This is a genomic window from Rhizobium sp. BE258 (assembly GCF_031457345.1).
Classification (GTDB): Bacteria; Pseudomonadota; Alphaproteobacteria; order Rhizobiales; family Rhizobiaceae; genus Rhizobium.
This window is the reverse complement of sequence record NZ_JAVDWL010000004.1, coordinates 51,737-73,623: the sequence shown is the minus strand read 5'-3', so window position 1 is coordinate 73,623 and position 21,887 is coordinate 51,737. Positions and strand designations below refer to the sequence as shown.

General features: G+C 56.3%; 21 protein-coding genes. 7 read left to right on the top strand and 14 right to left on the bottom strand.

The genetic code is table 11. From position 1 onward, the window contains the following. The first annotated feature begins 55 nt into the window (after nt 1–55). Both J2X43_RS14755 and J2X43_RS14750 read left to right on the top strand, forming a co-directional pair. Complete coding sequence (locus J2X43_RS14755) at nt 56–259, top strand: hypothetical protein (RefSeq protein ID WP_310295049.1); 204 nt, start codon at nt 56–58, stop codon at nt 257–259. Further along, entirely contained in the window at nt 256–1,218 is a 963-nt protein-coding gene (locus tag J2X43_RS14750) for a cysteine synthase family protein (RefSeq protein ID WP_310295047.1), read from the top strand. The genes J2X43_RS14755 and J2X43_RS14750 overlap by 4 nt, the downstream gene beginning before the upstream one ends. 255 nt (nt 1,219–1,473) lie before the next feature. Here the strand turns inward: J2X43_RS14750 and J2X43_RS14745 are convergent, their stop codons facing one another. From J2X43_RS14745 to J2X43_RS14730, 4 genes are all read right to left on the bottom strand, one after another. Beyond that, the gene (locus J2X43_RS14745) at nt 1,474–3,645 is read right to left on the bottom strand and encodes a xanthine dehydrogenase family protein molybdopterin-binding subunit (RefSeq protein WP_310295044.1); all 2,172 of its coding nucleotides are present in this window, start codon (nt 3,643–3,645) and stop codon (nt 1,474–1,476) included. Then, a complete protein-coding gene (locus J2X43_RS14740; protein ID WP_310295042.1) occupies nt 3,642–4,622 on the bottom strand; it encodes a xanthine dehydrogenase family protein subunit M in 981 nt (326 codons plus the stop codon). The genes J2X43_RS14745 and J2X43_RS14740 overlap by 4 nt, the downstream gene beginning before the upstream one ends. Further along, entirely contained in the window at nt 4,619–5,179 is a 561-nt protein-coding gene (locus J2X43_RS14735) for a 2Fe-2S iron-sulfur cluster-binding protein (protein ID WP_405049609.1), read from the bottom strand. Before J2X43_RS14735 ends, J2X43_RS14740 begins: the two co-directional genes overlap by 4 nt. Nucleotides 5,180–5,506: 327 nt before the next feature. After that, nucleotides 5,507–6,403 carry a LysR family transcriptional regulator gene (locus J2X43_RS14730; protein ID WP_310295040.1) on the bottom strand — a complete coding sequence of 299 codons (897 nt, stop codon included), beginning with the start codon at nt 6,401–6,403 and terminating at the stop codon, nt 5,507–5,509. 142 nt (nt 6,404–6,545) lie between these two features. Here J2X43_RS14730 and J2X43_RS14725 point away from each other — a divergent pair, with 142 nt between their 5' ends. Together J2X43_RS14725 and J2X43_RS14720 are read left to right on the top strand one after the other, a co-directional pair. After that, entirely contained in the window at nt 6,546–7,538 is a 993-nt protein-coding gene (locus J2X43_RS14725) for an aldo/keto reductase (protein WP_310295038.1), read from the top strand. A 507-nt stretch (nt 7,539–8,045) separates the two neighbouring features. Then, entirely contained in the window at nt 8,046–9,050 is a 1,005-nt protein-coding gene (locus tag J2X43_RS14720) for a LysR family transcriptional regulator (protein ID WP_310295037.1), read from the top strand. A 44-nt stretch (nt 9,051–9,094) separates the two neighbouring features. Here J2X43_RS14720 and J2X43_RS14715 read toward each other — a convergent pair whose 3' ends face one another. Then, nucleotides 9,095–9,481 carry a helix-turn-helix domain-containing protein gene (locus J2X43_RS14715; protein WP_310295035.1) on the bottom strand — a complete coding sequence of 129 codons (387 nt, stop codon included), beginning with the start codon at nt 9,479–9,481 and terminating at the stop codon, nt 9,095–9,097. 120 nt (nt 9,482–9,601) lie between these two features. On the opposite strand from J2X43_RS14715, the gene J2X43_RS14710 reads away from it, so the two are divergent. The 3 genes from J2X43_RS14710 (at nt 9,602) to J2X43_RS14700 (ending at nt 13,534) form a co-directional block, all read left to right on the top strand. Next, nucleotides 9,602–10,435, top strand: a complete 834-nt coding sequence (locus tag J2X43_RS14710; RefSeq protein WP_310295033.1) for an enoyl-CoA hydratase/isomerase family protein — start codon at nt 9,602–9,604, stop codon at nt 10,433–10,435. A gap of 256 nt (nt 10,436–10,691) precedes the next feature. Continuing rightward, nucleotides 10,692–12,398: a hypothetical protein gene (locus tag J2X43_RS14705; protein ID WP_310295032.1), complete on the top strand. Its 1,707-nt coding sequence runs from the start codon at nt 10,692–10,694 to the stop codon at nt 12,396–12,398. Next, a complete protein-coding gene (locus J2X43_RS14700; protein WP_310295030.1) occupies nt 12,398–13,534 on the top strand; it encodes an HlyD family secretion protein in 1,137 nt (378 codons plus the stop codon). The genes J2X43_RS14705 and J2X43_RS14700 overlap by 1 nt, the downstream gene beginning before the upstream one ends. Nucleotides 13,535–14,128: 594 nt before the next feature. Here J2X43_RS14700 and J2X43_RS14695 read toward each other — a convergent pair. The 9 genes from J2X43_RS14695 to J2X43_RS14655 all read right to left on the bottom strand — a co-directional run bounded on the left by J2X43_RS14695 (nt 14,129) and on the right by J2X43_RS14655 (nt 21,875). Further along, complete coding sequence (locus J2X43_RS14695; RefSeq protein ID WP_310295028.1) at nt 14,129–14,686, bottom strand: hypothetical protein; 558 nt, start codon at nt 14,684–14,686, stop codon at nt 14,129–14,131. A gap of 155 nt (nt 14,687–14,841) precedes the next feature. Next, nucleotides 14,842–15,210, bottom strand: a complete 369-nt coding sequence (locus tag J2X43_RS14690) for a hypothetical protein (RefSeq protein ID WP_310295026.1) — start codon at nt 15,208–15,210, stop codon at nt 14,842–14,844. A gap of 131 nt (nt 15,211–15,341) precedes the next feature. Next, nucleotides 15,342–16,301, bottom strand: coding sequence for an ROK family protein (locus tag J2X43_RS14685; protein ID WP_310295024.1), 960 nt, complete (start codon nt 16,299–16,301; stop codon nt 15,342–15,344). A gap of 10 nt (nt 16,302–16,311) precedes the next feature. Then, nucleotides 16,312–17,070, bottom strand: a complete 759-nt coding sequence (locus J2X43_RS14680) for a GntR family transcriptional regulator (protein WP_310295022.1) — start codon at nt 17,068–17,070, stop codon at nt 16,312–16,314. Between the two features lie 76 nt (nt 17,071–17,146). Then, on the bottom strand, nt 17,147–18,211 hold the full coding sequence (locus J2X43_RS14675) for a sn-glycerol-3-phosphate ABC transporter ATP-binding protein UgpC (protein ID WP_310295020.1): 1,065 nt from the start codon (nt 18,209–18,211) through the stop codon (nt 17,147–17,149). A 4-nt stretch (nt 18,212–18,215) separates the two neighbouring features. Then, nucleotides 18,216–19,127 carry a PfkB family carbohydrate kinase gene (locus J2X43_RS14670; protein ID WP_310295018.1) on the bottom strand — a complete coding sequence of 304 codons (912 nt, stop codon included), beginning with the start codon at nt 19,125–19,127 and terminating at the stop codon, nt 18,216–18,218. Continuing rightward, nucleotides 19,127–20,143 carry an aminotransferase gene (locus tag J2X43_RS14665; RefSeq protein WP_310295016.1) on the bottom strand — a complete coding sequence of 339 codons (1,017 nt, stop codon included), beginning with the start codon at nt 20,141–20,143 and terminating at the stop codon, nt 19,127–19,129. The genes J2X43_RS14670 and J2X43_RS14665 overlap by 1 nt, the downstream gene beginning before the upstream one ends. A gap of 2 nt (nt 20,144–20,145) precedes the next feature. After that, the gene (locus tag J2X43_RS14660) at nt 20,146–20,991 is read right to left on the bottom strand and encodes a carbohydrate ABC transporter permease (protein WP_310295014.1); all 846 of its coding nucleotides are present in this window, start codon (nt 20,989–20,991) and stop codon (nt 20,146–20,148) included. After that, nucleotides 20,991–21,875 carry a sugar ABC transporter permease gene (locus tag J2X43_RS14655; RefSeq protein ID WP_310295013.1) on the bottom strand — a complete coding sequence of 295 codons (885 nt, stop codon included), beginning with the start codon at nt 21,873–21,875 and terminating at the stop codon, nt 20,991–20,993. The genes J2X43_RS14660 and J2X43_RS14655 overlap by 1 nt, the downstream gene beginning before the upstream one ends. Nucleotides 21,876–21,887 lie beyond the last annotated feature (12 nt).

Genomic DNA, 21,887 nt, shown 5'->3' with positions numbered 1-21,887 from the left:
CAGAATGCGACATGACACGACGCTCCGCCAGAATTCGATATCGGATGATCGTTTGATGTTGGCGCTGTCGTCTTCGCAGATCGACAACGCACCAAAGGCAATTCCCGAAGATGCCATTGATGGCAAGATCGCGCTAAAGTCGGTGATTCCAGCTCTTGCCGATGGCTGTGGTGTTTCCAGAAACTTGCCAGGGAAAGCGTGGCAACGAGACGATTTTTTAATTGAAATAGAACGCTACAAATGCGGGGTATGCACGTGATTAAAGTTCTAGATTCGGTCGTTGACGCTATCGGCCTAACCCCGCTCGTCCGGCTCGACAGATTGACGAAACAGGCTGGCGTAAAAGGAACGATTCTCGCCAAGCTCGAATATCTCAACCCTGGTTTCTCCAAAAAAGATCGCGCCGCGCTCGGTGTTATCGAAGAGGCTGAGCGATCCGGAGTACTCAAGCCAGGCCAAACCGTTGTCGAACTCACCTCCGGCAACATGGGGACCGGCCTTGCAATTGTCTGCCAAGTCAGAGGATATCCCTTCGTTGCAGTCATGTCGAAAGGCAACTCGGAAGAGCGGGCGCGGATGATGCGCGCGCTTGGTGCAAAGGTTGTCTTGGTAGACCAAATGCCTACCTCGGTTCCGGGGCAGGTATCGGGCGGCGATCTTGAACTTGTCGAACAAACTGCCCAACGCCTTAGCGAAGACCTGAACGCCTTTCGCGCCGACCAGTTCAACCGTCAGGGGAACTGGCTGTCGCACTACCGAGGAACGGGGCCTGAGATCTTGGAAGCGAGCAACGGAGCAATCGACGCTTTCGTGGACTTCGTCGGATCGGGAGGAACATACGCAGGTGTTACCAGGGCCCTAAAGGAGCGCAAGCCCGACGTTAATTGCTACATCGTAGAGCCGGAAGGGGCTGCAGCGTCGGCTGGTGAGAAGATTACACAGCCGGAGCATCCTATTCAAGGCGGCGGCTACTCGATACCACACCTGGCCTTCCTCAGCGACGTTGCCGTCGACGGATACCTGCAGGTCTCGGGCGACGAAGCCCGCCAAACCGCACGTTTGCTTGCACGTACCGAAGGCATATTTGGCGGGTTCTCCTCGGGTGCAAATGTAGCGGCGGCACTCCAGCTTTTGGCTGAGAAAGAGGCAGGGAGGACCGTTGCTGTGGTGATCTGCGATTCGGGACTGAAATACCTCACAACGGATCTTTGGGAGTGAACTCCAAGGCGCATTTGCGACAAGTCGCTCCGATGATGACTGACTTGCGGCGAGGCGGACGTTAGCCGGTGTCCGCCACTTCACGGCGTAAGCGCGTTGATGCGGCTTAACTTTTAGACGGTAACGATTGCGGCGAGCGATTTGCTATCTGACGGCTTGAATGCAACACCGGTCGTTTTAAACCAATGCGCCAATGTGGACGCAGAGCTTACGTTCTGTTGAACCACGTAAATTGCATCTCGGGTTCGGGTCGTGTCACAGTTGCTGCACAGCAGGCAGCAATTTGGACAGGTTGATAGGAAACGATCGTATCCTGGCACCGCAGGCATTATAGATCGCGTTGGCAAGAGCTGCAGATGAGCCACAGTTACCGAGCTCTCCAACACCCTTCACACCGATCGGATTTGCCTCAAGATCTGGCTCATCGAGTAGGATGATCTCGATGTCCGGAATATCCGCATGCACCGGCACCAGATACTCTGCAAGATCCCCGTTCACGATGTTTCCATATCGCGCGTCAACATCGGCAGCTTCCCGGACCGCTGCCGAGACACCCCAAACCATCCCGCCCAGAAGTTGGGATCTGGCTGTTTTAGGATTGAGGATCCGTCCCGCCGAAAAAACGCCAAGCATCCGGCGGATCCGAAGTTCTCCCGTAAGGTGATGAACGCCAACCTCGATGAAGTGAGCCCCATATGTATGCCGGGACTTTGTCTCCCAGTTTGGGGTTTCGGCAGAGGATGCGATGCTGCCTTTCGCCACGAGACCTTTTGGGTTGGCGCTCAGGACCTGTTTGGCAAAATCGGGACCAGGCTGAGCACCTGCTCGTTCTATTAGATTGAGGCAGGCGTCGTGCAGCGCTGCTCCCGTGTTCGGCGCGCCCCAGGACCCGCCGGAGCCGCCACCATGTGGTAAGCTCGAATGTGCAAGCACGACGTCTATGTCATCAACATCTTGGCCTAGAAGCTCTGCGGCAATTTGGGCAAGGATCGTATAACTACCGGTACCGATGTCGGTTAGATCCGACCGAACCTCAACCCGGCCCGTCGGCCGCACGGCAACTTCGACTTCTGCTGGCCCCTGGAAGTGAAACCTGATCGCCGAAGCCATTCCCATGCCAACGAGCCATTGGCCCTCCCGCCGCTTGGCAGGCTGAGAATGGCGCTGCGACCATCCAAACCGTGCAGCGCCAGTTCGGAGGCACTCGCTAAGCCGACGGCCTGTCAGGGGCACACCCGTCTCCGGATCTGATGCGGTGTCGTTCAACACCCTGAGTTCGACCGGATCTATAGCAAGCCTTTCAGCCAACTCGTCCATCGCTACCTCGACGGCAAGAAGACCGGTCATTTCACCAGGTGCACGAACCGCTTCCCCGTTTGGCAGGTCGAGGTGCGTCGAGCGATGACGCGTCATGCGGTTTGGCGCAGCGTAGAGCGAGCGTGTAACGGTAGCGGTCTGTTCGACAAACGGGTCGTTGCGATTTGAGTAGACCAGCGCTTCGTGGCCGATTGCAGTCAGACGACCATCTTCATCGGCGCCAAGACGGACTCGTTGCTTCTGCCATGGGCGCACGCCCGTCAAGCCAAACATCTGTCGGCGGGTCATCGAGAGCTTTACGGGCCTGCCCACCATCTTCGCAGCAATTGCCGCACCCATGAGATCGGCATGAACGGCAAGCTTGGACCCGAACCCTCCGCCCACGAAAGGAGCCGAAATGACCAGATGATCAGGCGGCAATCCGAAAGCCGCCTGGACCGACGTCTTTATGTTTGCGAGAGTCTGGTGACTGGTGACCAAGTTAAGTGTTTCGCCGTCCCACCACGCTAGCGTCGAATGCGGCTCCATCGGTTGAGAGAGCTGCATCGGCGTTTCAAAAGTGGCGTCAATCCGAACAGCAGAGTTGGCAAAGCCGTGTTCAAAATCTCCGACAGCAGTGGCACCGGCAAATCCGGCGGCGGCCATCTTCTCATCCAAGACCTCGTTGCCGTCAACGTAGGTAAAGGTCCCAGGGTACTGGCGATAAACTACTGCTATTGCATGTGCCGCGTCTCTCGCCTCTTCAAACGTATCGGCAACAACCAGCGCGATCGGCTGGCCATAGTGAAGAATCCTGGCGCTGGACAGAATCGGTCGGACCCGGGTCGTAAAATTTGGCTCCGACGGATCGAGCTTGCCATGAGGGATGCAGTTCTCGTGCGTGATCACCCGGCGAACACCTGGCATGGCTTCGGCGACCGAGGTAGAGATTTTGAGAATGTCACCACGACCAATCGTGGCAGTGGCAAACACACCGACCAGTCCCTGGCCCATACGCGTATGCTCATAAGCGTAAGTCGCGGTCCCGGTCACTTTCTTGAAGCCATCGAGCCGACTAACTGGCTTGCCGACCAGACGGCTACCTGTGCGGCTAGTATCAAGGCGCGTCATGTGCGTCGCTCCTGCGCATCGATCAGGGCCGCATGTAAAGCTTGTCGCGCCAGGTTGAGCTTGTATCTGTTGTGAACGGTGGGCAATGCGCCATCGAGCACGACAGAGGCCGCAGCCTCAGCAATGTCTCCAGGATGACCGAAGCCGCGTCCCTCGGCAGCTTCTACCCGCCATGGTTTTGCAGCCAGGCCACCGAAGGCCACCCTATCGATTGCAACCCTCTCCGCCTTAACCTGAGCGATCAATGCGACGGACACTGTCGCGAACGCATAGCTCGCGCGTTCTCGCACTTTTCTGTAGACGTGCCGCCCGCCGATCGGCGCCGGCAGCTCGACCCTGGCAATGATTTCGTGGTTGTCCAATGACGTCTCCACGTGAGGCGTCTTGCCCGGCAGTCGGTGGAAATCAGACAGCGCAATCCGTCGCTCACCCGCCGGACCGATTACGACGATCATTGCATCCAAGGCACGCAAGGCTACGGCCATATCGGAAGAATGCGTCGCGATGCAGGAGGAACTGGCACCTAGGACAGCAAGGTTTGTCGAAAATCCGTCGATCGCGTCGCATCCTGATCCGGGTAGCCGCTTGTTGCACGCTTTCGTCGTGCCATAGAAATAGGGGCAGCGCGTCCGCTGCATTAGGTTTCCGGCAGTCGTGGCGCGATTTCGCAATTGCCCGGAAGCACCGGAGACGAGTGCTCTGCTCAGTACCTCGTAGTCTCTCCTCACGATCGGATGCGCCGCAAGATCCGCATTGCGTACGAGCGCTCCGATGGCTAAGCCACCCGAGGCCAGGGTTTCCACCTTGTCCAGACCGATGTGATTGATGTCGATGAGATGTCGCGGCGTTTCAATCTGGAGCTTCATAAGATCTAGGAGGTTAGTGCCTCCAGCCAGAAGCTTTGCGCCAGGGGTAGAAGCCAAAAGTGTCACGGCCTCATCAAGAGACTCAGCTCGATGATAAGTGAAGTCTTTCACGTCTCGCTCCCTTTGACATCAAGGATTGCGGCAATGATGTTGGGGTAGGCGGCACAACGACAGATATTGCCGCTCATTCGCTCGCGGACCTCAGCCGCGGAGCCCTCGGGCGCGGCATCGAGATCAACTGTCACGGCGCTCGGGAAACCTGCTGACAATTCGTCAAGCACGCAAACGGCCGAGAGGATCTGGCCGGACGTGCAGTAGCCGCATTGAAAGCCGTCGTGCTCGATGAACGCCGCCTGCATGGGGTGGAGCCCTTGTGCAGTTGCAAGCCCCTCAATCGTGACGATGTCACTGCCCTCGTGCATGACGGCCAGGCTCAAGCAAGTATTGATGCGCCGACCGTCCACGATCGATGTACAGGCGCCACACTGCCCATGATCGCAGCCTTTTTTGGTACCGGTGAGAGCGAGGTGTTCCCTCAGCGCATCGAGGAGTGTCGTTCGAGGATCGATCCTCAGATTGCGCTTTTGACCATTCACAGTGAAACTTACCGAAACTGCCTTGTCCGTCATCGGGGCAGCAGTGGGCGATGCAATCTCAGCAAACGTCATCCAAGTCGCAGCCATGCCCGTCCCCATGGCTTGGTGAAATTGACGTCGCGTGATTTCAGGCGCTTGGTTGTCGGCCCCGCTCAATGTGATCCCCTCCTCAAATGACGCCCGCTCCACAAGGCTGCCCGCAATGCGTCCAGTCGGCAACCTGTTCTTCGGTTACATCGGTCGCCGAAGGCAGCTAGCCGCGGGCATCTCTTTCCCCATCGTAGTGAACGTATCTAGGAGGGAAACCTCGTCGGAGTACGTCGCTTTTCTTTCAGCCGCTGTAGGGGTTTTTACGCCAAGCGGAATTGATTGACCGCAAGCCCAGCCCCCGGCAACAGGTCAGGCGCCCCTCCAACGTCCCGAAAGTTCGGGATTTGCCCACATGACTTGCTCAGAAAGGAAATCCGACACGGCTCGAACGCGCGCAGAGGCAACAAGGTCGGCATGGGTCACAAGCCACACCTCGGCATCGAACATCTGGTCGGACGGTATAACGCGAATGAAGTCGTCCTTGACGGTCAGGAAGTCGGGAATGACGGCGAGGCCCAATCCGGCTCGCACGGCCGCGATTTGTGAAGGCAGGCTGCTCGTCACAAGCGCGATCCTGCAATCGGGATGTTCCTTAGAAAGCCAAACTGCGGCGGGCATATACGAGTGGCTGTCATCCCAGGCGATGAAGTGCCGTCCTCCAAGCGTTTCACCTTCTATGATTGGGTGTCTCTCGATGTAGTCCCTGCTGCCGTAGACCGAGTACGTCATGCGGCCCACACGTCGAACCTTCAGATTGCCGCGTGTTGGGCGCACGACGCGAAGAGCGATGTCTGCCTCGCGCCGATCGAGCTCGGCGGTAGCGGTGCTGGTGATGATCTCAAGGCAGATACTGGGAAACGTTTCGCGAAAGGTCGGAAGGGCGGGTATGATGAGGTCTGTCGCAAGATTTTCTGATGTCGCAAGCCGCACCGTTCCGGCCGGCGTCTTATCAAGGCCCGCTGCGCTCCGCTCGAGTGAGATGATACTGTCTTCCACGGCCTCGGCGTATCGCAAAATAACCCGGCCCTCGTCCGTTAGAAAATAGCCCGTCTGATGCCTCTGAAACAGAGCCATGCCGACGCCCTGCTCCAATTCGGCGATGCGGCGACCGACCGTTGATTGGCTCACCTTGAGGTCGGATGACGTCTGGGTCAGGCTTGCAGTCCGTGCAACGGCTAGGAAATATTTAAGGTCATTCCAGTCCATTCGATGTTTTCCAAATTTGCAGGATCGTTTCCCAATATCCTTTGTTGTTTTCCATGCCCGTCGCAACAACAATCGAACTTGCCCGCGAGCATTGAGCGGACGGCGGGTTCACGAGATTTTCAAATAGTCAAAGGAGTGCGCTATGCTGACGCGACGCAAACTCGGAAGCCACGGCCTGGAAGTATCGGCTTTGGGACTGGGCTGCATGGGAATGAGCCATGCCTACGGCCAACCAGATGACAAAGAATCGATTGCCACAATCCATCGCGCCATGGATCTCGGCTGCACCTTTTTCGACACTGCTGAAGTTTACGGGCCCTACACCAACGAAGAATTGGTTGGACGCGCTCTCAAGGGTCGTCGGTCTGCAGCGCAGATTGCCACGAAGTTTGGTTTCGTCATCGGAAAGGCCTTATTTACCGGGACCGATAGCAGGCCAAAGACGATCCGCTCCGTGGTGGAGGCTTCGCTCAGGCGACTGCAAACGGATTACATTGACCTGCTCTATCAACACCGCGTTGACCCCGCGACGCCGATAGAAGACGTTGCTGGTACCGTGCGAGAGCTCATCGCCGAGGGGAAAGTGCTGCATTTCGGTCTGTCGGAAGCCGGTGCAGAGACAATCCGCCGCGCTCATGCGGTTCAGCCCCTGTCGGCGTTGCAGAGCGAATACTCGATTTGGGAGCGCAACATTGATCAATCGATCATCCCTGTCCTTGATGAACTCGGGATCGGTCTCGTCCCCTTCAGCCCACTCGGGCGAGGATTTCTGACCGGCGGCGCCAAGCGTGCCGAGGAGTATGCAGCCGACGATTTCCGCTCCAAGGGCGACCCGCGCCTGCAGGGGGCAAACTTCGACCAGAACGTTCGCATTGCCGACCTAGTGCGTGAAATTGCCGGGCACTATGGCGCTGTCCCAGGGCAGGTGGCTCTGGCATGGCTTCTGCAGCGACGCGGCGACCTCGTCCCGATCCCCGGAACCAAACGAAGAAGCTTTTTGGAAGAAAATCTTGGCGCAGAGAAACTACATTTGTCCCGCGAGGATGTGGAAAGGTTGAACAACGTACTCTCGCATGTCTCCGTGGCGGGCGAGCGTTACGGCGCGGCCGGATTGGCCATGATCGACCGTGGATAGGAGGGCCGAGGCTCTCTTATCAAAGAGCCTCTTTACGTCACGTTCGGCCTAGTGAAAATCCGCCACGGTCGTCTCTTCCCACGCCCTGACTGAAGCGGCGCGTGCACCGCTCAGACCTCATCATCACGCGGCTGAGAAATGGCGTGATGCGAGCGAGATCCTTGTGCTCCTGTCCCCCCTGCGGAGACATTTTGGACCGGAGCAGCGGTCAAATTGTGATATCTTGAAATGGTGTGTATCGAAAAGCGCCTCAGCGAAATGCCTTAGGCTTCGATTGTACGAGGGCGTTCGGATATGTTGGAGCGTGTTCGTCGACTTGCACCGTGACCATCATGATGGCTTTCACAGAGGCATTCCTCTCGATGCAGCTTATCTCATTGATTGACGGAATAACTAGGTGAATAACAGTAAACAACGGCATCAACCGGTTGCTTGCTCGATTAGTGTCCAACAAAGCAGCTTAAAATGGAATACCAGAATTCTTCCCAGCGGCTGTAAGGGTACTTGATGAACAATGATATCTCATGGGATGACCAACGTATCTTTCTCGCGGTCTTGGAAGCGGGGAGTTTTTCTGCTGCCGCGCGCAGATTGGCGGTAACCCACCCAACGGTGCGTTCTCGAATAGAAGCTTTGGAAAGAGCGCTCGGCGCCGTTCTTTTCGTCAGGTCTACAAGCGGCCTGATGGCAACGGATCTGGCCGAGGCGCTGCGTCAGCCGGCTAAGGCAATGGCTGATGCATCCCTTTCGTTCCAGAGAGAAGCTGCCTCCAGCGAGGGAATCTCTGGCATCGTGCGCATGAGCGTTCCTGAGATCATGGGAACCGAAGTCATGCCCAAAATGCTGGCAGGCCTGAGAGCGAAATACCCGGATCTCAAGATCGAGCTTGTGTTGAACGATGCGGTCGCCGACCTTCTTACCCGAGAAGTCGACCTGGCGATCAGAACGGTGACGCCGGCCCAGAACGCACTCGTGGCGCGGAAAGCGGCAACTATTCCTCTCGGCCTATTTGCGTCTGCCGGATATTTGCAGCGGCGCGGTATTCCGAAGACACTGAGCGACCTGGGAAAACACGACTTGATCGGACCCGATCAAAATCGGGCTGACTGGAGTGTAGCGGCCTCGCTCGGCCTGACCGCGTGCTCGAGAGGCTTTGTCGTGAAGACAGACAGCCATAGCGCTCAGATTGCCGCCATCCGACAAGGGGTAGGCATTGGCGTGATCCAGACGACACTTGGATATGAGGACCCCGGCCTGATCAGGATATTGCCGGACGCCCCAATACAGGCGCTGAGTGTTTGGGTTGTCACGCATGAAAGTCTCTTAAAAATGAGAAGGATCAGGGTCGCGTTCGATCACTTCGTCAGAGAATTTCAAGTTGTGAAGCGCCGTCTGAAGATGCCGCGAAGCCCTTCTGTCCTACTAGACAATGACGTTGAGCTGGTGATGGACGGCCTGCAAGGCGCAACAATCTCCACTGCGGATGCAGGCACAACTCTAATGCAGGAGTGACGGAGCATTCGTTACCGACCGATCGTCATCTCTTCGCCTCAGCGTTACAGTGGAGTTTTTGCGCCAGTGGCCCCTTCGCGCGCGTCGTAACTGCTTTGGCAGTTTTGGATCACATTCATGTTCTCGACTGTCCATTCAAAGAGGATGGAAAATGGCCCCTGCAGTGATTGCCCGAGCGGTGTCAGGGCATATTCCACACCAAGAATTCGGCCAGTCAGGACCCTTCGGGACACCATTCCATTTCGTTCAAGTTTGCGCAATGTCTGGGTAAGGACGCGCTGCGTCACTCCACTCAAGCGGCGCTTGATTTCATTGAAACGGCGCGGTTGATGAAGCACTGCCAGTACCATCATAGACCATTTGTCGGCGATTTGATCGAGGATCACACGGCTTGGGCAGTCAGCGCGATAGACGGGGTCGTTCTTATCCATTGGTATCCTCCAGCATCCCTAGGATGCCTCAGGTGCGTAATTGACACTAGGTATTCATTACATACCATATCGGTATTCGCTCAGATATCAAAAGCTTCAATGAGAAGAGGAAGCACACGAATGGCAGACCAAAAATTCACCAAACTGCGTGTTGAAAAATCCCAAGGAGTTGCAACGATCACGATCGACAACGCCCCGGTTAACGTCCTTGACGTTCCATTGATGAGCGAGATACGGCAAGTTCTTCTTTCGCTCCGAGACGATTACAAGACGCGCGTCATCGTGTTCCAAAGTGCCGACCCGGAATTCTTCATCGCCCACGTCGATATGGCCTTGATTGATGAACCTCACGCGTTTGACGAGCTTGCGCGTGATGCGCCCGAAGGCCTTAACCCCTTCCAAGCGTTTGGCGAGTTCTTGAGAGAGCAACCACAAGTAACGATTGTCAAGCTTGCAGGAATGGCCCGTGGCGGCGGCGCAGAGTTCGTTGCGGCTGCCGACATGACCTTTGCCGCTATGGACTCAGCTGGACTTTCTCAGTGCGAGGCGCTCATGGGTATCACACCTGGCGGCGGCGCCACACAGTACCTCTCGAGCCGAATGACGCGAGGGCGAGCTTTGGAAATCATACTTGGTGGCGACCTCATCGATGCCTCGACAGCGGAGCGCTATGGGTGGATCAATCGCACCCTTCCCGACGGCGAACTCGACGGCTTCGTAGATCGTTTGTCGCGCAATATAGCAAATCTGCCACAAGGCGTCATTGCGGCGGCAAAAAAAGCCATGCCCCCTCAGGATTTGCGGGACGGCTTCAAGCGAGAGCACGACGCCTGGGTTGGTCTCTTTCAGCTTCCGGCGGCCGAAAAACTTATTCGAGGGGGGCTTGCCGCTGGCGCGCAGACCAGAGCCGGCGAGCGAAATCTGGAAACTGTGCTTCGCTCGTTGGACATTTGAACCGCCAAACTCTTGTGCTGAGGTTTATTGCATGCCGAGGCACCTCTTGGGCCTCGGCATGGACAGCAATCAGAAAGACGGCATTCACCCCGCTTTCCTGACAATACCGACCAACAATTCAAAAATGATAAGCGGATCATAGCTCTACATAGCGCGGACATTTTTGCGCCATCGACCGTATTGAGTATGTGCATACTCCACGTCTAATTCCAGTTCGTCAAAGCGCTCGAATGCCTGCCTTAGCTTGCATAACAACGTGGATTTTGAAGATAGGCTCACCATGGAACCGCGAGGCGCGGCAAATCAAAACATTGCTTTTGGAGCACGTTTTCTGGATCTATTTCGAGAACAGGAGTGGCATTATGCGCCTGACCTGAGTGCGACTGTGCCAGGCTCTCCCGGCTTTGCCCATCATCCATTGCGCCGGCGCATCGTCTACGGGGTCACGTCACTTGTCATCGGTCTGACATGCGGATTGTCTAACGCCTTGCTATCGGCAAATCTTCCCTATCTGCGCGGCGCGTTGGGTCTAGAGACATATGAGATCGCCTGGCTCCCCACAGTTTATGCCATCATGAACTGTCTCGGGGGCGGTCTCCTCTTTAAGTACCGTCAGCAGTTTGGGGCGCGTTCCTTTGCCGTCACCTTCCTTTTGCTCCAATTGGCAGTCATCGCGGCTCACCTCCTCGTCCGAGAGCTTGGCAGCGCGATCATGGTGCGCGCCGCCAGCGGTCTCTCGGCGACAGCTCTGACAACGCTGTGCATTTATTACATGCTTCAAGCGTTTCCGCTGCAGCATAGACCAAGAGCGATCATTTTGGGTGTGGCCATCCCGCAGCTCGGCATCCCGCTTGCTCGGCTTCTGCCTCTTGATGCCTTGGCACTGAACAAGTGGCAGGGCCTTTACCTACTGGAGTTCGGCCTCTCGGCTCTATGCCTCGCCTGCGTACTTTCATTCAGACTGCCACCGAGCATCAAGCAACGTGTCTTCGAATACCGCGACTTTGTTTCGATGGCATTTTATAGCCTTGCCGTCGCATGCTTCGGCGCGGCAATCGGTATGGGGCCCTATCTTTGGTGGTGGGACCGTGACTGGATCGGCTGGTGTCTCGCGGCATGCCTTCCGCTCTTTGCAATCTCGATGATTTTGGAGGCGCGCCGCAGAGCCCCACTCATCGATATACGTTGGCTGACTGGAGGCGAACTGGTTCGCCTTGCAATCGTACTGATTATGACGCGCATGGTCCTGTCCGAGCAGGCGACGGGAGCGATCGGCTTCCTGCGCTTGTTCGGACTTGTCAACGAGAATTTCTTCGATCTCTCACTCGTGATCGTTATCTGCGCTTTTGTTGGACCCGTTGCTGCGGCCATCTTGATCAAGCCTGACCGCATCCCGGCCATGGTAATGGTCGCATTGTTGCTGGTGGCGACGGGAAGCTATCTCGACTCCTATTCAAGTAATCTGACGCGCGCATCGCAGTTTTTCTTCACTCAAGGTTTGATAGCATTCGCGACGACGTTCTTCATTGGCCCTGCCCTTCTCTATGGCGTCGCACAGGTTCTCGCTACGGGCGGCCAAAAGCTTTCGAGCTTCCTGATCATGTTTTCGATAACACAGTCGATGGGGTCGCTCGTCGGCAACGCGCTGGTGCAGACGGCACAAATACTATACGAGCACTATCATTCCGCCCGCCTTGTTACCTTTGTAAGCAAGCTGAACCCTCTTGTGGACACGAGGGTGGCAAGTGCCGCTGCAGCCCATTTGCCAATAATGTCCGATCCTGCACAACGCACAGGAGTTGCGATCCAGTCGATCGCGCAGCAAACCTCCATAGAAGCCAGCATTCTGGCATTCAACGACACATTTAGGCTCGTGAGCCTTATCGCTCTCCTGACCGCTGCATGTATCGCCGGTCTGCTTGTATGTCGCATCGTGATCTTTAAAAACGGGAAACCGCAGTAATGAACCAACCAGCCAGTGAGGCACAGGAGGTGCAAGCTCGCTTAGCATCAAGTGAAGAGAGGCAGGGCGCGCCCGCACCCAATTGGACGCCGCCGCGGATAGGCGTCACAGGCGCGTCCATCAGCATTGCGCTTACATTGGCCGGAGCGCTAGCAATTCTAAAAGCCTGGGGTCTGCCGCCCTTCTCTTCGTTCGAACAGGCAACGGAGGATGCCTATATTAAAGGTCGCACGACCGTCATCAGTCCGCAGGCGAGCGGGTACGTGACGAAGGTCTTGGTGAAGGATTATCAGTTCGTAACGGAAGGGGATCTCCTTGTTCAGATCGATGACGCCATCTACCGACAGCAGTTAGAAGCTGCCAAGGCACAGGTAGATGTCGCTCTGGCAAACCTTGTAAACAACGATCAGGCAGTGGCTTCAAGGAAAGCGGATGTTGAGGCGACGTCAGCGCAAGTGCGGTCTGCGCAGGCACAGCTTGACCGGGCCCGTGCAGATGACAGACGAGCACGTGAATTGTCTGATCAGGGTGCCGGGCCGATTGCGCAAGCCGACATCGCAAGGGCGCAGCTAGAAACCGCAGGAGCTGCGTTGTTACAGGCAAACGCGAGTGTTGCGATTGCACAGCAAGCCGTGAAATCGGCAGAGGTTCAAGCCAAGGTGCTCGCCGCACAGCTCGAAGCGTCGCGAGCCGCTCAATTTCAGGCTGAAATCAACCTTTCATACACGCTGATAAAGGCGCCTGAAGTAGGGCGATTGAGCGATATCGGCGTGAAGGTGGGTCAATACGTCACCAGCGGTACGCAGCTTTTTTTCCTTGTTCCGGAAGCCCGCTGGGTCGTAGCAAACTACAAAGAAAGACAGATCGCCGGTATGAAAGTCGGCCAGCCGGCCTACCTTACGGTCGATGCTCTGAATGATAAGAGATTCACCGGAAAGGTCGACGAGATATCCCCGGCAACGGGTGCCGAATTCTCGATCCTTCGTCCTGACAACGCAACGGGAAATTTCACGAAAGTGCCACAGCGCATTCCGGTCCGGATTACTCTCGACCCAGGCCAGCCTGCCTTTGATCGGCTAAGGCCGGGCATGTCGGTCGAGGCCTATGTCGACACTGCGTCAGGCGGGAATTATTAGACCGGGGCTAATGCTGTCTAAGGTTGACGAACGTTCTGGCTCAATTCATCGGTGCTCGTAGATGATCCTGCAAGGGACCTTTAGGAGCACCAGCAAGATGCCGACGCAAGGAAGTCATCTATCGTATGCGCTATTGGGCAAGTAGGTAACAAGAGCCAACGATAAGCGAACGCGATGTTTCGACGATGCGCCGTCTCCTATTCGTGGTGTGCACTTTCGACTAGTTCGACGTGAATCGCGTCAAACATTGCTCATAAACCAAACATGCCACCGATGCTTCTCCCGGACGAACGCTTCCCGGAAAGATCACCAGGGTCCGCCCCGAGGCTAATTCCGGTAGGAGCAGCTCGACCACGGCAGTTTTCGAGGCGTCGGCGTCGTTTGCAACAAATTATGACGGCCTTCGCAAAGACCGTTCGAACGGCATGAGCGCTCGCATGGCGGTGACGCCCTGAGAACGTCCAAATGCCTCGCAGGGAGGAACAGAGCCACTGCCCCGGACACCAACCCTCCCATGCAGCTCTAAGAACAGGTTTGTCCGGGCGCCGACACGCTACCCCTCTCCAAGTTCTTGACCGAGGCATACTGCTGGGCTCATACAGTGTAGATACCGTTAGCGTCGAGGGTGATACCGATAAAACCGCCCGCGCTTCTCGGATCTTTTTCGTCTTGTTTTCCTGCCTCGCGTTCCAATGCCTTTGTGACTCTTTCATTAGCGTCGGGATCGCTCTCACTATTGACGAGGTCCTCAAGCGAAACTCCCAACTTGTCGAGACCTATTTCTTTCTCGACGGTTTTGATCAGCCCCTCGCCGCCATGCTCTTTCAGATTGCGAACGGTATCTTTCACTGCATCGATAAAGTCATCTCGGGACGCGTAATAGTTCTGATCCATCCCCAAGGCTTTACCTGCACGGTCGATGAGGTTGAGTTTCATCTTGTTGATGTCGACGCTGTTAACACTGAATATGGACTCAGAGAGTTTCGACTTCGCGGGGTTCAGCAGCTTCAATGGATCAGTCTGGTGTGAGACACTTTGAATTGGTGCGGTTGAAAAATCCATAGGCGATCGAGCGTGCAGAGGATCTTTCAGGGATTGCGTCTGTTGAAGGATATCCAACGCATTCGCATTCATCATTGGAACGAGAGACATGTTAGCTCCGAGCAAATTGATTGTTTAACAAGCAAACTATAGTCAGCTATCTTCATGATGCCCAAGGCATTTAGGGCGACAAAGGTTAACGATCTCCGCTTTGGATTGGCGCGTTTTAGGCGACGCAGTAACGACAAAAATTCATCCGATTTGGCTTATATTTGCCGATAGCCATCGCCCGAGAGGAGTGTCGCTCTGACTGAGTGTGGGCATGGCCGCTCGCGCACCGTGAACAAGCAACGTTCGGAGGTAGTTTCCATATCGATGATGCAGCTCGGATTCTTGCTGACAAAATCAATGAGCGTCTGCCGCCGCATCGTTCGGCGAACAGTTACCGCACCTCTTTCGTCGACGCCGACAACGCTGCGGCTATTTTTGCCTATATCGATACCCAAAATTGAAATCGTCATGGATCGGCTCCTCTTCCTTCGATGACGGGTCATATACTCGATGTCCTCGGAAGGGCGGGCCATCCCATAATCAATAGTCTGGATCCCTAGACCGGCAAAAACGTCTTTCAGCATGACTTCCCCTCTTTTAAATTATTAGCAAAGCTGCGATCTCCTACCGTCATTTGTCAGCGACGGCTTGATCTCTAACGTGAGGATCCGTCATGGATCGCCTCCCCCGCTACACCGCGGCAAAGGAGCGGTTCTTACGCCCTGAATATCGGCGCGGCCGCACCAACGATGCCTGCCTCATTTCCGAGCGAGGCCGGTATGAAAGTCACATCTTTGAGGTAGTCGGCGAGACCACAACGTCGGGCTTCGCCTTCCAATGGCGCCAGCAAGGCGTCGCCTGCGATAGCGAGCCCTCCGCCGATCATAACCGTCGATGGGGCGAAGATATGTATCCAGCTTGCGACAGCGCGCCCTATCCAACAACCAGCTCCCGCCAGGATTGCAACCGCGCTTTCGTCGCCGCCGATCGCACATTCAACGATATCGGATGCGTCAGCCGGCCTGCCCTTCCGAATTGCGTTCTGACCGATTTTGCTGTCTGGAAAGTCACAAACAAAAGCGGCAGCTACCTGGTTCAGGGCTTCACCTGAGGCGAGAGCTTCCAAGCAGCCCCGGCAACCAAGACGGCATCGTTTCCCGCTGTTGGGGTCAAGGATCATGTGCCCGGCATCCCCAAGACCTCCTCCTGACGTTGCAACAGGCTTTCCATTTGCAACGAAGCCCAATCCTATGCCGGTCCCCGCAGTTACCATCAGCAGCCGCTGCGAAGTTTTGCCATCGCCAAAAATCGCTTCTGCAAGCGCCGCGGCATTGGCGTCGTTTTGCACGACACATGGCAAGCCTGTGGCCTCTTCAATCGCCGCGGCAAGCGGATAGTCAATCAGCCCCGGAACATTTCCGAGTCCGCCCGAACGGCCATCTGGATGAATAATCCCGGGATAGCCGATGCCAACACCAATGATCGTGCAGTCAGAGTTGGATATCATCAACGATTTGATAGCGCCTACGTAGCTTTGGACGATTCCGCTGCCCCCGGCCCCAGCCTCATTCGTCAACCTCGCGGTATTGAGAATCCTTCCGTCGGAAGACACGACGCCAATCTTTGCACTGCCTCCACCTATGTCCACGCCAATTGCAAATCGCGGTGCTGACATTCTCAATGCCCTAAAGCCTGTATCGATTAACGCTCAGCATGAAGCCGCCGCCTTTGTAGAGCGACTTCACATATTCTACTGGGCGATCGGTATCGGTCATCGTCACCCGCCATACGGCGAGCACGGGCGCTCCGACCTCTATCTGGAGATGTGCCGCCTCTTCGTCGGTGGCCGCGACAGGCTCGAACAGTGCGTCCGTCCATGCAGGAACCTGACCCCATGTGGTCGTCATCTCTTCGTAGAGTGACCCGACTTCAAACATCTCTTTCGTCATTGTCGGGAAGAGATCAGCCGGCATATAGGCATCTTCAACCGCGACGGGATCGCCGTCAATCGATCGCACTCGCTTCATAAAAAGGAATTTCTGATCGTTGGTATCGACGGGCACGAGATGCTGCCGGAAGGAGGACGGCAACTCGGGGACATGCTCGAAGGAAATGACTTTTGACGATGGCGCTCCGCCGAGCCGGCGAACTTCGGATGTGAAACTGTGAAACCCGGAGACGCCCCGCATTCTGGCGGTGGTGTTAAAGTATCCCCGACCATGCTCGCTGTAGATCACTCCGCGTGACTCCAGCTGCTTCAGGGCCTGTCGCACCGTCACACGAGAAACACCGAACTCGCGCGACAGGTCACCCTCAGACGGCAGGGCAAACTGCACGCCGCGTCGAAGCTGGACCTCCTCATCCAGGATTTCAGCGAGCTGGATGTAAATCGGTGCCGCACCATTCTTGCGGATTAGCCTCTTCTTAAGAAGCAATTCGGTCATCGCAAATCTTCCCTTCGTAGTCGAGTCTGTCCGTACAGACCGGATTATTCGATGCGAAGCAACTAGGATGCCGCAATCAATTGATCCTCTTGCCAGTCGTAGGGCTGAAGAGATGTACGTGATCGGTATCAACCACCAGGGGAAGGAGAGCACCCAGCTCGACTTTGGCCTGAGGAGAAAGTGTAGCAACTATTTTTTGTTCTTGGCCGAGCCTGCAGGTGACGATCAACTCCGGCCCGGTCAATTCTGCGACGTCCACAGTTACGTCTAGCGCTACGTTACCAGAATGCGTACGGAATGATTCGGCGCGAATGCCTAGGGTGACGTCTTCTTCGTCATTGCCAGCTGGTCGGGGCAAGGCGAGCGTAACGTCCGTTCCGTTGAGCTTAACACCTGTGGACGTCCATCGTCCGTGCAGCAGGTTTATCGGAGGCGCCCCGACAAAGCTGGCAACGTATAAGGTCGCAGGTTTGTTGTAGATCGCCTCCGGCGTATCAAGCTGTTCGACTTGGCCATTGCGCATAACAGCAATCCGCGTCGCAAGCGTCATCGCCTCGATTTGATCGTGAGTGACATAGACAATGGTCGTCTTCATCATCTGATGCAAGCGCTTTAGCTCTGTGCGCAGCTCCATTCGAAGCTTGGCGTCAAGGTTTGACAGCGGTTCATCAAAAAGGAAGATCTTAGGTTTGCGGACAATGGCACGCCCGATGGCCACACGCTGTCGCTGCCCCCCAGACAACTGGCCGGGTTTGCGATCGAGTAGAGGTTCGATCTGTAGCATCTTGGCCGTTTCATCAACGGCCCTTTCGCGCTCCCTCGTCGGAACTTTGCGCATTTCCAGCCCAAAGCCAATATTGCGCCTCACCGATAGGTTCGGATAAAGTGCGTAGGATTGGAACACCATCGCTATATCCCGGTCTTTCGGATGAACCCCAACTATCGACCGATCGCCGACAAGAATCTCGCCACTGGTTGGTTCAGCAAGACCGGCAATGATGTTTAGCAACGTCGACTTGCCACAACCCGAAGAGCCTAAAAGCACAAGAAACTCCCCACTCTCCAAGGCAATGTCGATGCCCTTCAGCGTCTCGACTACGCCATAGCTCTTGTGGATCTTTTCGATGGTCAGCGCGCTCATGCACTCAGACTCCTGTTTTTTCGTATGTTCGTGGGCGGGTCGAGATTGCCGTGGTGGCAACAGAAACCCCTTGAAGGAGACAGTCCTCCAACCGCCGGCCCATAGCCAATGCAGAGAGGAAGCCGGCGTTGAAGACGTCGCCGGCACCAATGGTGTCGACAACCGCTACGCGTTCAGCACTCACCTGGCTGATGAGCTGCTCCGGAGTAATTGCAAGAGCTCCGCGCGAGCCGCACTTAACGACGATAATCGCGTCGCTAGGCATGACATCGCGCAGAGCTCCGGCCGCCGCAACCGCTGAATCCGTGGAGGTCAGGGAGGTTGCCTCGATCTCGTTCAGCAGCGCGATCTGGCTCTCACCAAGCCAGCTTAAAGCCGCAGCCTTTTTCGATTCCGTCCAGCCTTCACTGGGCCATCCAGTATCAAGTGCAACAGATATGTTCTGGGCTCGCGCCCAAGCAAGAAACTTCGGGTACTCACTGCTGAGAGCTTTGGTAACGAAACCTCCGGTCAGTAGCGCGATACCGCCCGCCAACTGCTCGCCATCAAGCCCCGAACAAACGTCGTCGACTTCAAGATGGTCGACATGGCCCGCGGCCGTAAAGAAGGTCCGCTCCCCATCTGGATGGGTCACTCGGACAGAGATGGTGGTGGGGCCTTGGTGGATTGACCAACGTTCTGCCCATGGGCCGAATGTCTCCAAAAGCCACGCACCAAATTGGTCGCTTCCAGCGTTTGCCGCTATCTGAAACGGCACTCCCATGGCCTTCCACGCGAGCGCTGTGTTTCCTGCCGCACCGCCAACACGCAACTCGCTATGCTCGACCAACACCTCGGTGCCAGGTAACGGCCAAGGGTAGGCAGGTCCAAGCACGAGGTCGGGGTTGACGTTACCGATAACGGCGAGCGCTCGCATCATTCGCTCCGGGTGATCTTCGAGGATCGCAGCGGAGTGCCGGCATTTTCAACGCGGCCGGCTGCGAAGCCGATCATGAAGCGCTGCGCAGCAGGCAGGATCGCGAAGATTGCGGCCATACCTCCTGCTGTCTTGAACGGCACCGTCACAGCGCCCTCGACGGGAGGTAGGCCAGAGCTATCGAAGATCACGAGCGGCGAACCCGCTTCGACGACCGAAGAGGCCATGGCGGTCACAAGATTCGCGGTGGGGTCCGCTCCGCGAAAAAGGACAACACCAATGGTAGATCCGAGCATTTCCATGGGGCCGTGGCGCAGTTGTCCTCCTTCGAGAGCAAAGGATGGCACGCGCGACAGCTCCGTCAGGCCAAGCGCAAGTGCTTCAGCGACACCGTTCAAAAGACGGCCGGACGCTACGATCGCATTAACGTCCTGGAATCTTGCAATCGCTTCCGACACGTCGGGGAATTCCGGCTGCTTCAACGCGGCCAATGCTTGTGCGGGGTTCAGACCAAGCTGCTCGAGGATCGCGAGGTGAAGCGCAAATGTGACGGTGAGGCTGCGGGTGGCCGCGAAAGCCGTTTCCATTCCGCCCGCACCCATGAACGACAGTACGCGCTTAGAGAGCGAGGAGCCCTGGCCTAAGGTCATGCCAAAAATATCGCTTGTGTCGACGCAGCTTTCGTTGAACCAGCGAATGACTTCGGCACTCTCGCCCGACTGCGAGGTGACGATTGACGTCCAGCCTTCAAGATGGACCGGCGCGCCCAGTTGCTCAGACAGGGGCAACGCAAATGTAGCGACACCCATCGCTCTGTAGAGCGGCTCCACTGCGCGGCCGACGGCGTGAGACGCTCCCATGCCAAGCATCAGCAATTTGCGTGACTTCTTCAACCGGGCCGCAACGTCTTGGGCGAGCTGCCGCGCACCCTCGTATGATGCAAGGGCGTCCGAATGTTGACGCTCCATTTCGCGGTCGAGGGCTTTCAAGCTCTCAGGAATGTTATCGGCGCTCATTTTTATCCCTTTACACTACCGTTGGTGAGCCCCGAGATCAGGGCTCGTTGCATGAACAGACCCAGAATGACCGGTGGCATGGCGGCGATAACGCCGGCTGCTGCAATCAGCCCGTAGTCGGAGATACGGCCGCCGGCTAAATCGGCGACGGCGACCGTCAGTGTTTTGGCATGCTGATCCGCGGTGAACAGCAAGGCGTAGAAAAACTCGTCCCAGGCCATGAGGAAGGCAAACAGTGCGGACACACCCATTACCGGCAGGGCGAGCGGCAGAGTAACGATGCGCAGTGTCGCAAAAAGGCCTGCGCCATCCATCATGGCCGCCGCTTCGATCTCACGGGGAATGCCGTCGAATCCCGACTTCATCAACCAGGTCGTGAAAGGTGCTAGAATGGTGAGATACACCAAGGCGAGCCCAAAGACGTTGTTGAGCAGTCCAAGATAAGACAGAGCTAAATAAAGCGGCACTGCTAGCGCCACAGGGGGCAGCATATAAACGCCGACAACAGCGCCAAGCGACCACCCGATTGATGGCGTCCGTGAGACGGCCCACCCCGCAGGAAGAGCAAGAAGAATAGCGAAAGCGGTTGCCAAGCCCGATACGACGACACTGTTTCTCAACGACGATGTAAACGCCGCGCCGGCACTATTTTCTACCGTCGACAGAAGGGCGGCATAACGGGAGAAGTCGATGCTTTGCGGCCACCATCTCAATGGCTTTGCCGTCAGATTGGCGGCCGGCGAAATACTCATCACGAAGAGCCAGAAAATTGGCGCGAGGATCACCAGCGAAAGCACGATCGCGGCCACGTAGATCACGATTGAATGGGTCAGGCTTCGGCGTTCCATCACGCTTTCCCTCCTGCACTTTTTCGGAGCAAAGCAGCATATCCCAAGCTTAAAACAGCGATGATCAGGGTCACCAGCAATGCCAAAGACGCACCCGTTCCAGCCCGCTGGAAGGAAAATGCCTCCTGGTACACCATGATCGACAGCGTTCTGGTGGAGTTGGCCGGCCCGCCTCGAGTCATGATCCAAATGATGTCGAAGACCTTGAATGCTTCAATCGTTCTGAGGACCAGCGCCACCATGAGCGGGCCGGCAATATATGGAAGGATAACAATTCGGAACCGCTTCCAGGCGCTTGCGCCATCAACAAGTGAGGCTGCGATAACGTCGCGGGGCACCGACTGCAGGGCGGCGAGGGCAATGAGCGCTACGAGCGGAAAGTTCTTCCAGCAGTCGGCTATGATCAGGGCGGTCATGGCCGTTGCGGGCTCCCCGAGCCAGCTGCGATAGCCGGAAATCAAACTAAGCTGCGTTAAGGCTGCATTCAGCGCGCCGTATTCGGGGTTGTAGATGAGCCTCCACAACGTTGCATTCACGATAGTTGGCAGTGCCCAAGGCAGAATCATCAGCGCCCTGACAAAGGCACGGCCGTGAAACTGGGTGTTGAGTAGAAGAGCTGCGAGGATCCCAACGACCATCTCCACGGCAACCGAGATGATTGCAAACCAGGCGGTCGTCGCCAGAGTTTTCTGGAACGAGCTGGAACTCAGGATTTTGGTGTAGTTGTCGACACCAACAAAACGCGAACCTTCGCCGAGAAGTTTCGCATCGGTAAAGGACAAGGCGACGGTATCGACCAGAGGCCAACCAATCACCAGTATAATAATCATCAACAGAGGGAGCATGAGCAGCCATGCCCGCGTTGTAAGCCAGGAACCGGACATTGTTTTCTCTTC

What these genes read in the sequence shown, in the direction of transcription:
- J2X43_RS14700 (WP_310295030.1), top strand. Translation starts at nt 12,398, where the DNA reads ATGAACCAACCAGCCAGTGAGGCACAGGAGGTGCAAGCTCGCTTAGCA.
- J2X43_RS14660 (WP_310295014.1), bottom strand. Translation starts at nt 20,991, where the DNA reads ATGGAACGCCGAAGCCTGACCCATTCAATCGTGATCTACGTGGCCGCG.
- J2X43_RS14735 (WP_405049609.1), bottom strand. Translation starts at nt 5,179, where the DNA reads ATGACGTTTGCTGAGATTGCATCGCCCACTGCTGCCCCGATGACGGAC.
- J2X43_RS14710 (WP_310295033.1), top strand. Translation starts at nt 9,602, where the DNA reads ATGGCAGACCAAAAATTCACCAAACTGCGTGTTGAAAAATCCCAAGGA.
- J2X43_RS14755 (WP_310295049.1), top strand. Translation starts at nt 56, where the DNA reads ATGTTGGCGCTGTCGTCTTCGCAGATCGACAACGCACCAAAGGCAATT.
- J2X43_RS14680 (WP_310295022.1), bottom strand. Translation starts at nt 17,070, where the DNA reads ATGACCGAATTGCTTCTTAAGAAGAGGCTAATCCGCAAGAATGGTGCG.
- J2X43_RS14685 (WP_310295024.1), bottom strand. Translation starts at nt 16,301, where the DNA reads ATGTCAGCACCGCGATTTGCAATTGGCGTGGACATAGGTGGAGGCAGT.
- J2X43_RS14745 (WP_310295044.1), bottom strand. Translation starts at nt 3,645, where the DNA reads ATGACGCGCCTTGATACTAGCCGCACAGGTAGCCGTCTGGTCGGCAAG.
- J2X43_RS14675 (WP_310295020.1), bottom strand. Translation starts at nt 18,211, where the DNA reads ATGAGCGCGCTGACCATCGAAAAGATCCACAAGAGCTATGGCGTAGTC.
- J2X43_RS14730 (WP_310295040.1), bottom strand. Translation starts at nt 6,403, where the DNA reads ATGGACTGGAATGACCTTAAATATTTCCTAGCCGTTGCACGGACTGCA.
- J2X43_RS14655 (WP_310295013.1), bottom strand. Translation starts at nt 21,875, where the DNA reads ATGTCCGGTTCCTGGCTTACAACGCGGGCATGGCTGCTCATGCTCCCT.
- J2X43_RS14715 (WP_310295035.1), bottom strand. Translation starts at nt 9,481, where the DNA reads ATGGATAAGAACGACCCCGTCTATCGCGCTGACTGCCCAAGCCGTGTG.
- J2X43_RS14725 (WP_310295038.1), top strand. Translation starts at nt 6,546, where the DNA reads ATGCTGACGCGACGCAAACTCGGAAGCCACGGCCTGGAAGTATCGGCT.
- J2X43_RS14720 (WP_310295037.1), top strand. Translation starts at nt 8,046, where the DNA reads ATGAACAATGATATCTCATGGGATGACCAACGTATCTTTCTCGCGGTC.
- J2X43_RS14665 (WP_310295016.1), bottom strand. Translation starts at nt 20,143, where the DNA reads ATGAGCGCCGATAACATTCCTGAGAGCTTGAAAGCCCTCGACCGCGAA.
- J2X43_RS14695 (WP_310295028.1), bottom strand. Translation starts at nt 14,686, where the DNA reads ATGTCTCTCGTTCCAATGATGAATGCGAATGCGTTGGATATCCTTCAA.
- J2X43_RS14670 (WP_310295018.1), bottom strand. Translation starts at nt 19,127, where the DNA reads ATGCGAGCGCTCGCCGTTATCGGTAACGTCAACCCCGACCTCGTGCTT.
- J2X43_RS14690 (WP_310295026.1), bottom strand. Translation starts at nt 15,210, where the DNA reads ATGCTGAAAGACGTTTTTGCCGGTCTAGGGATCCAGACTATTGATTAT.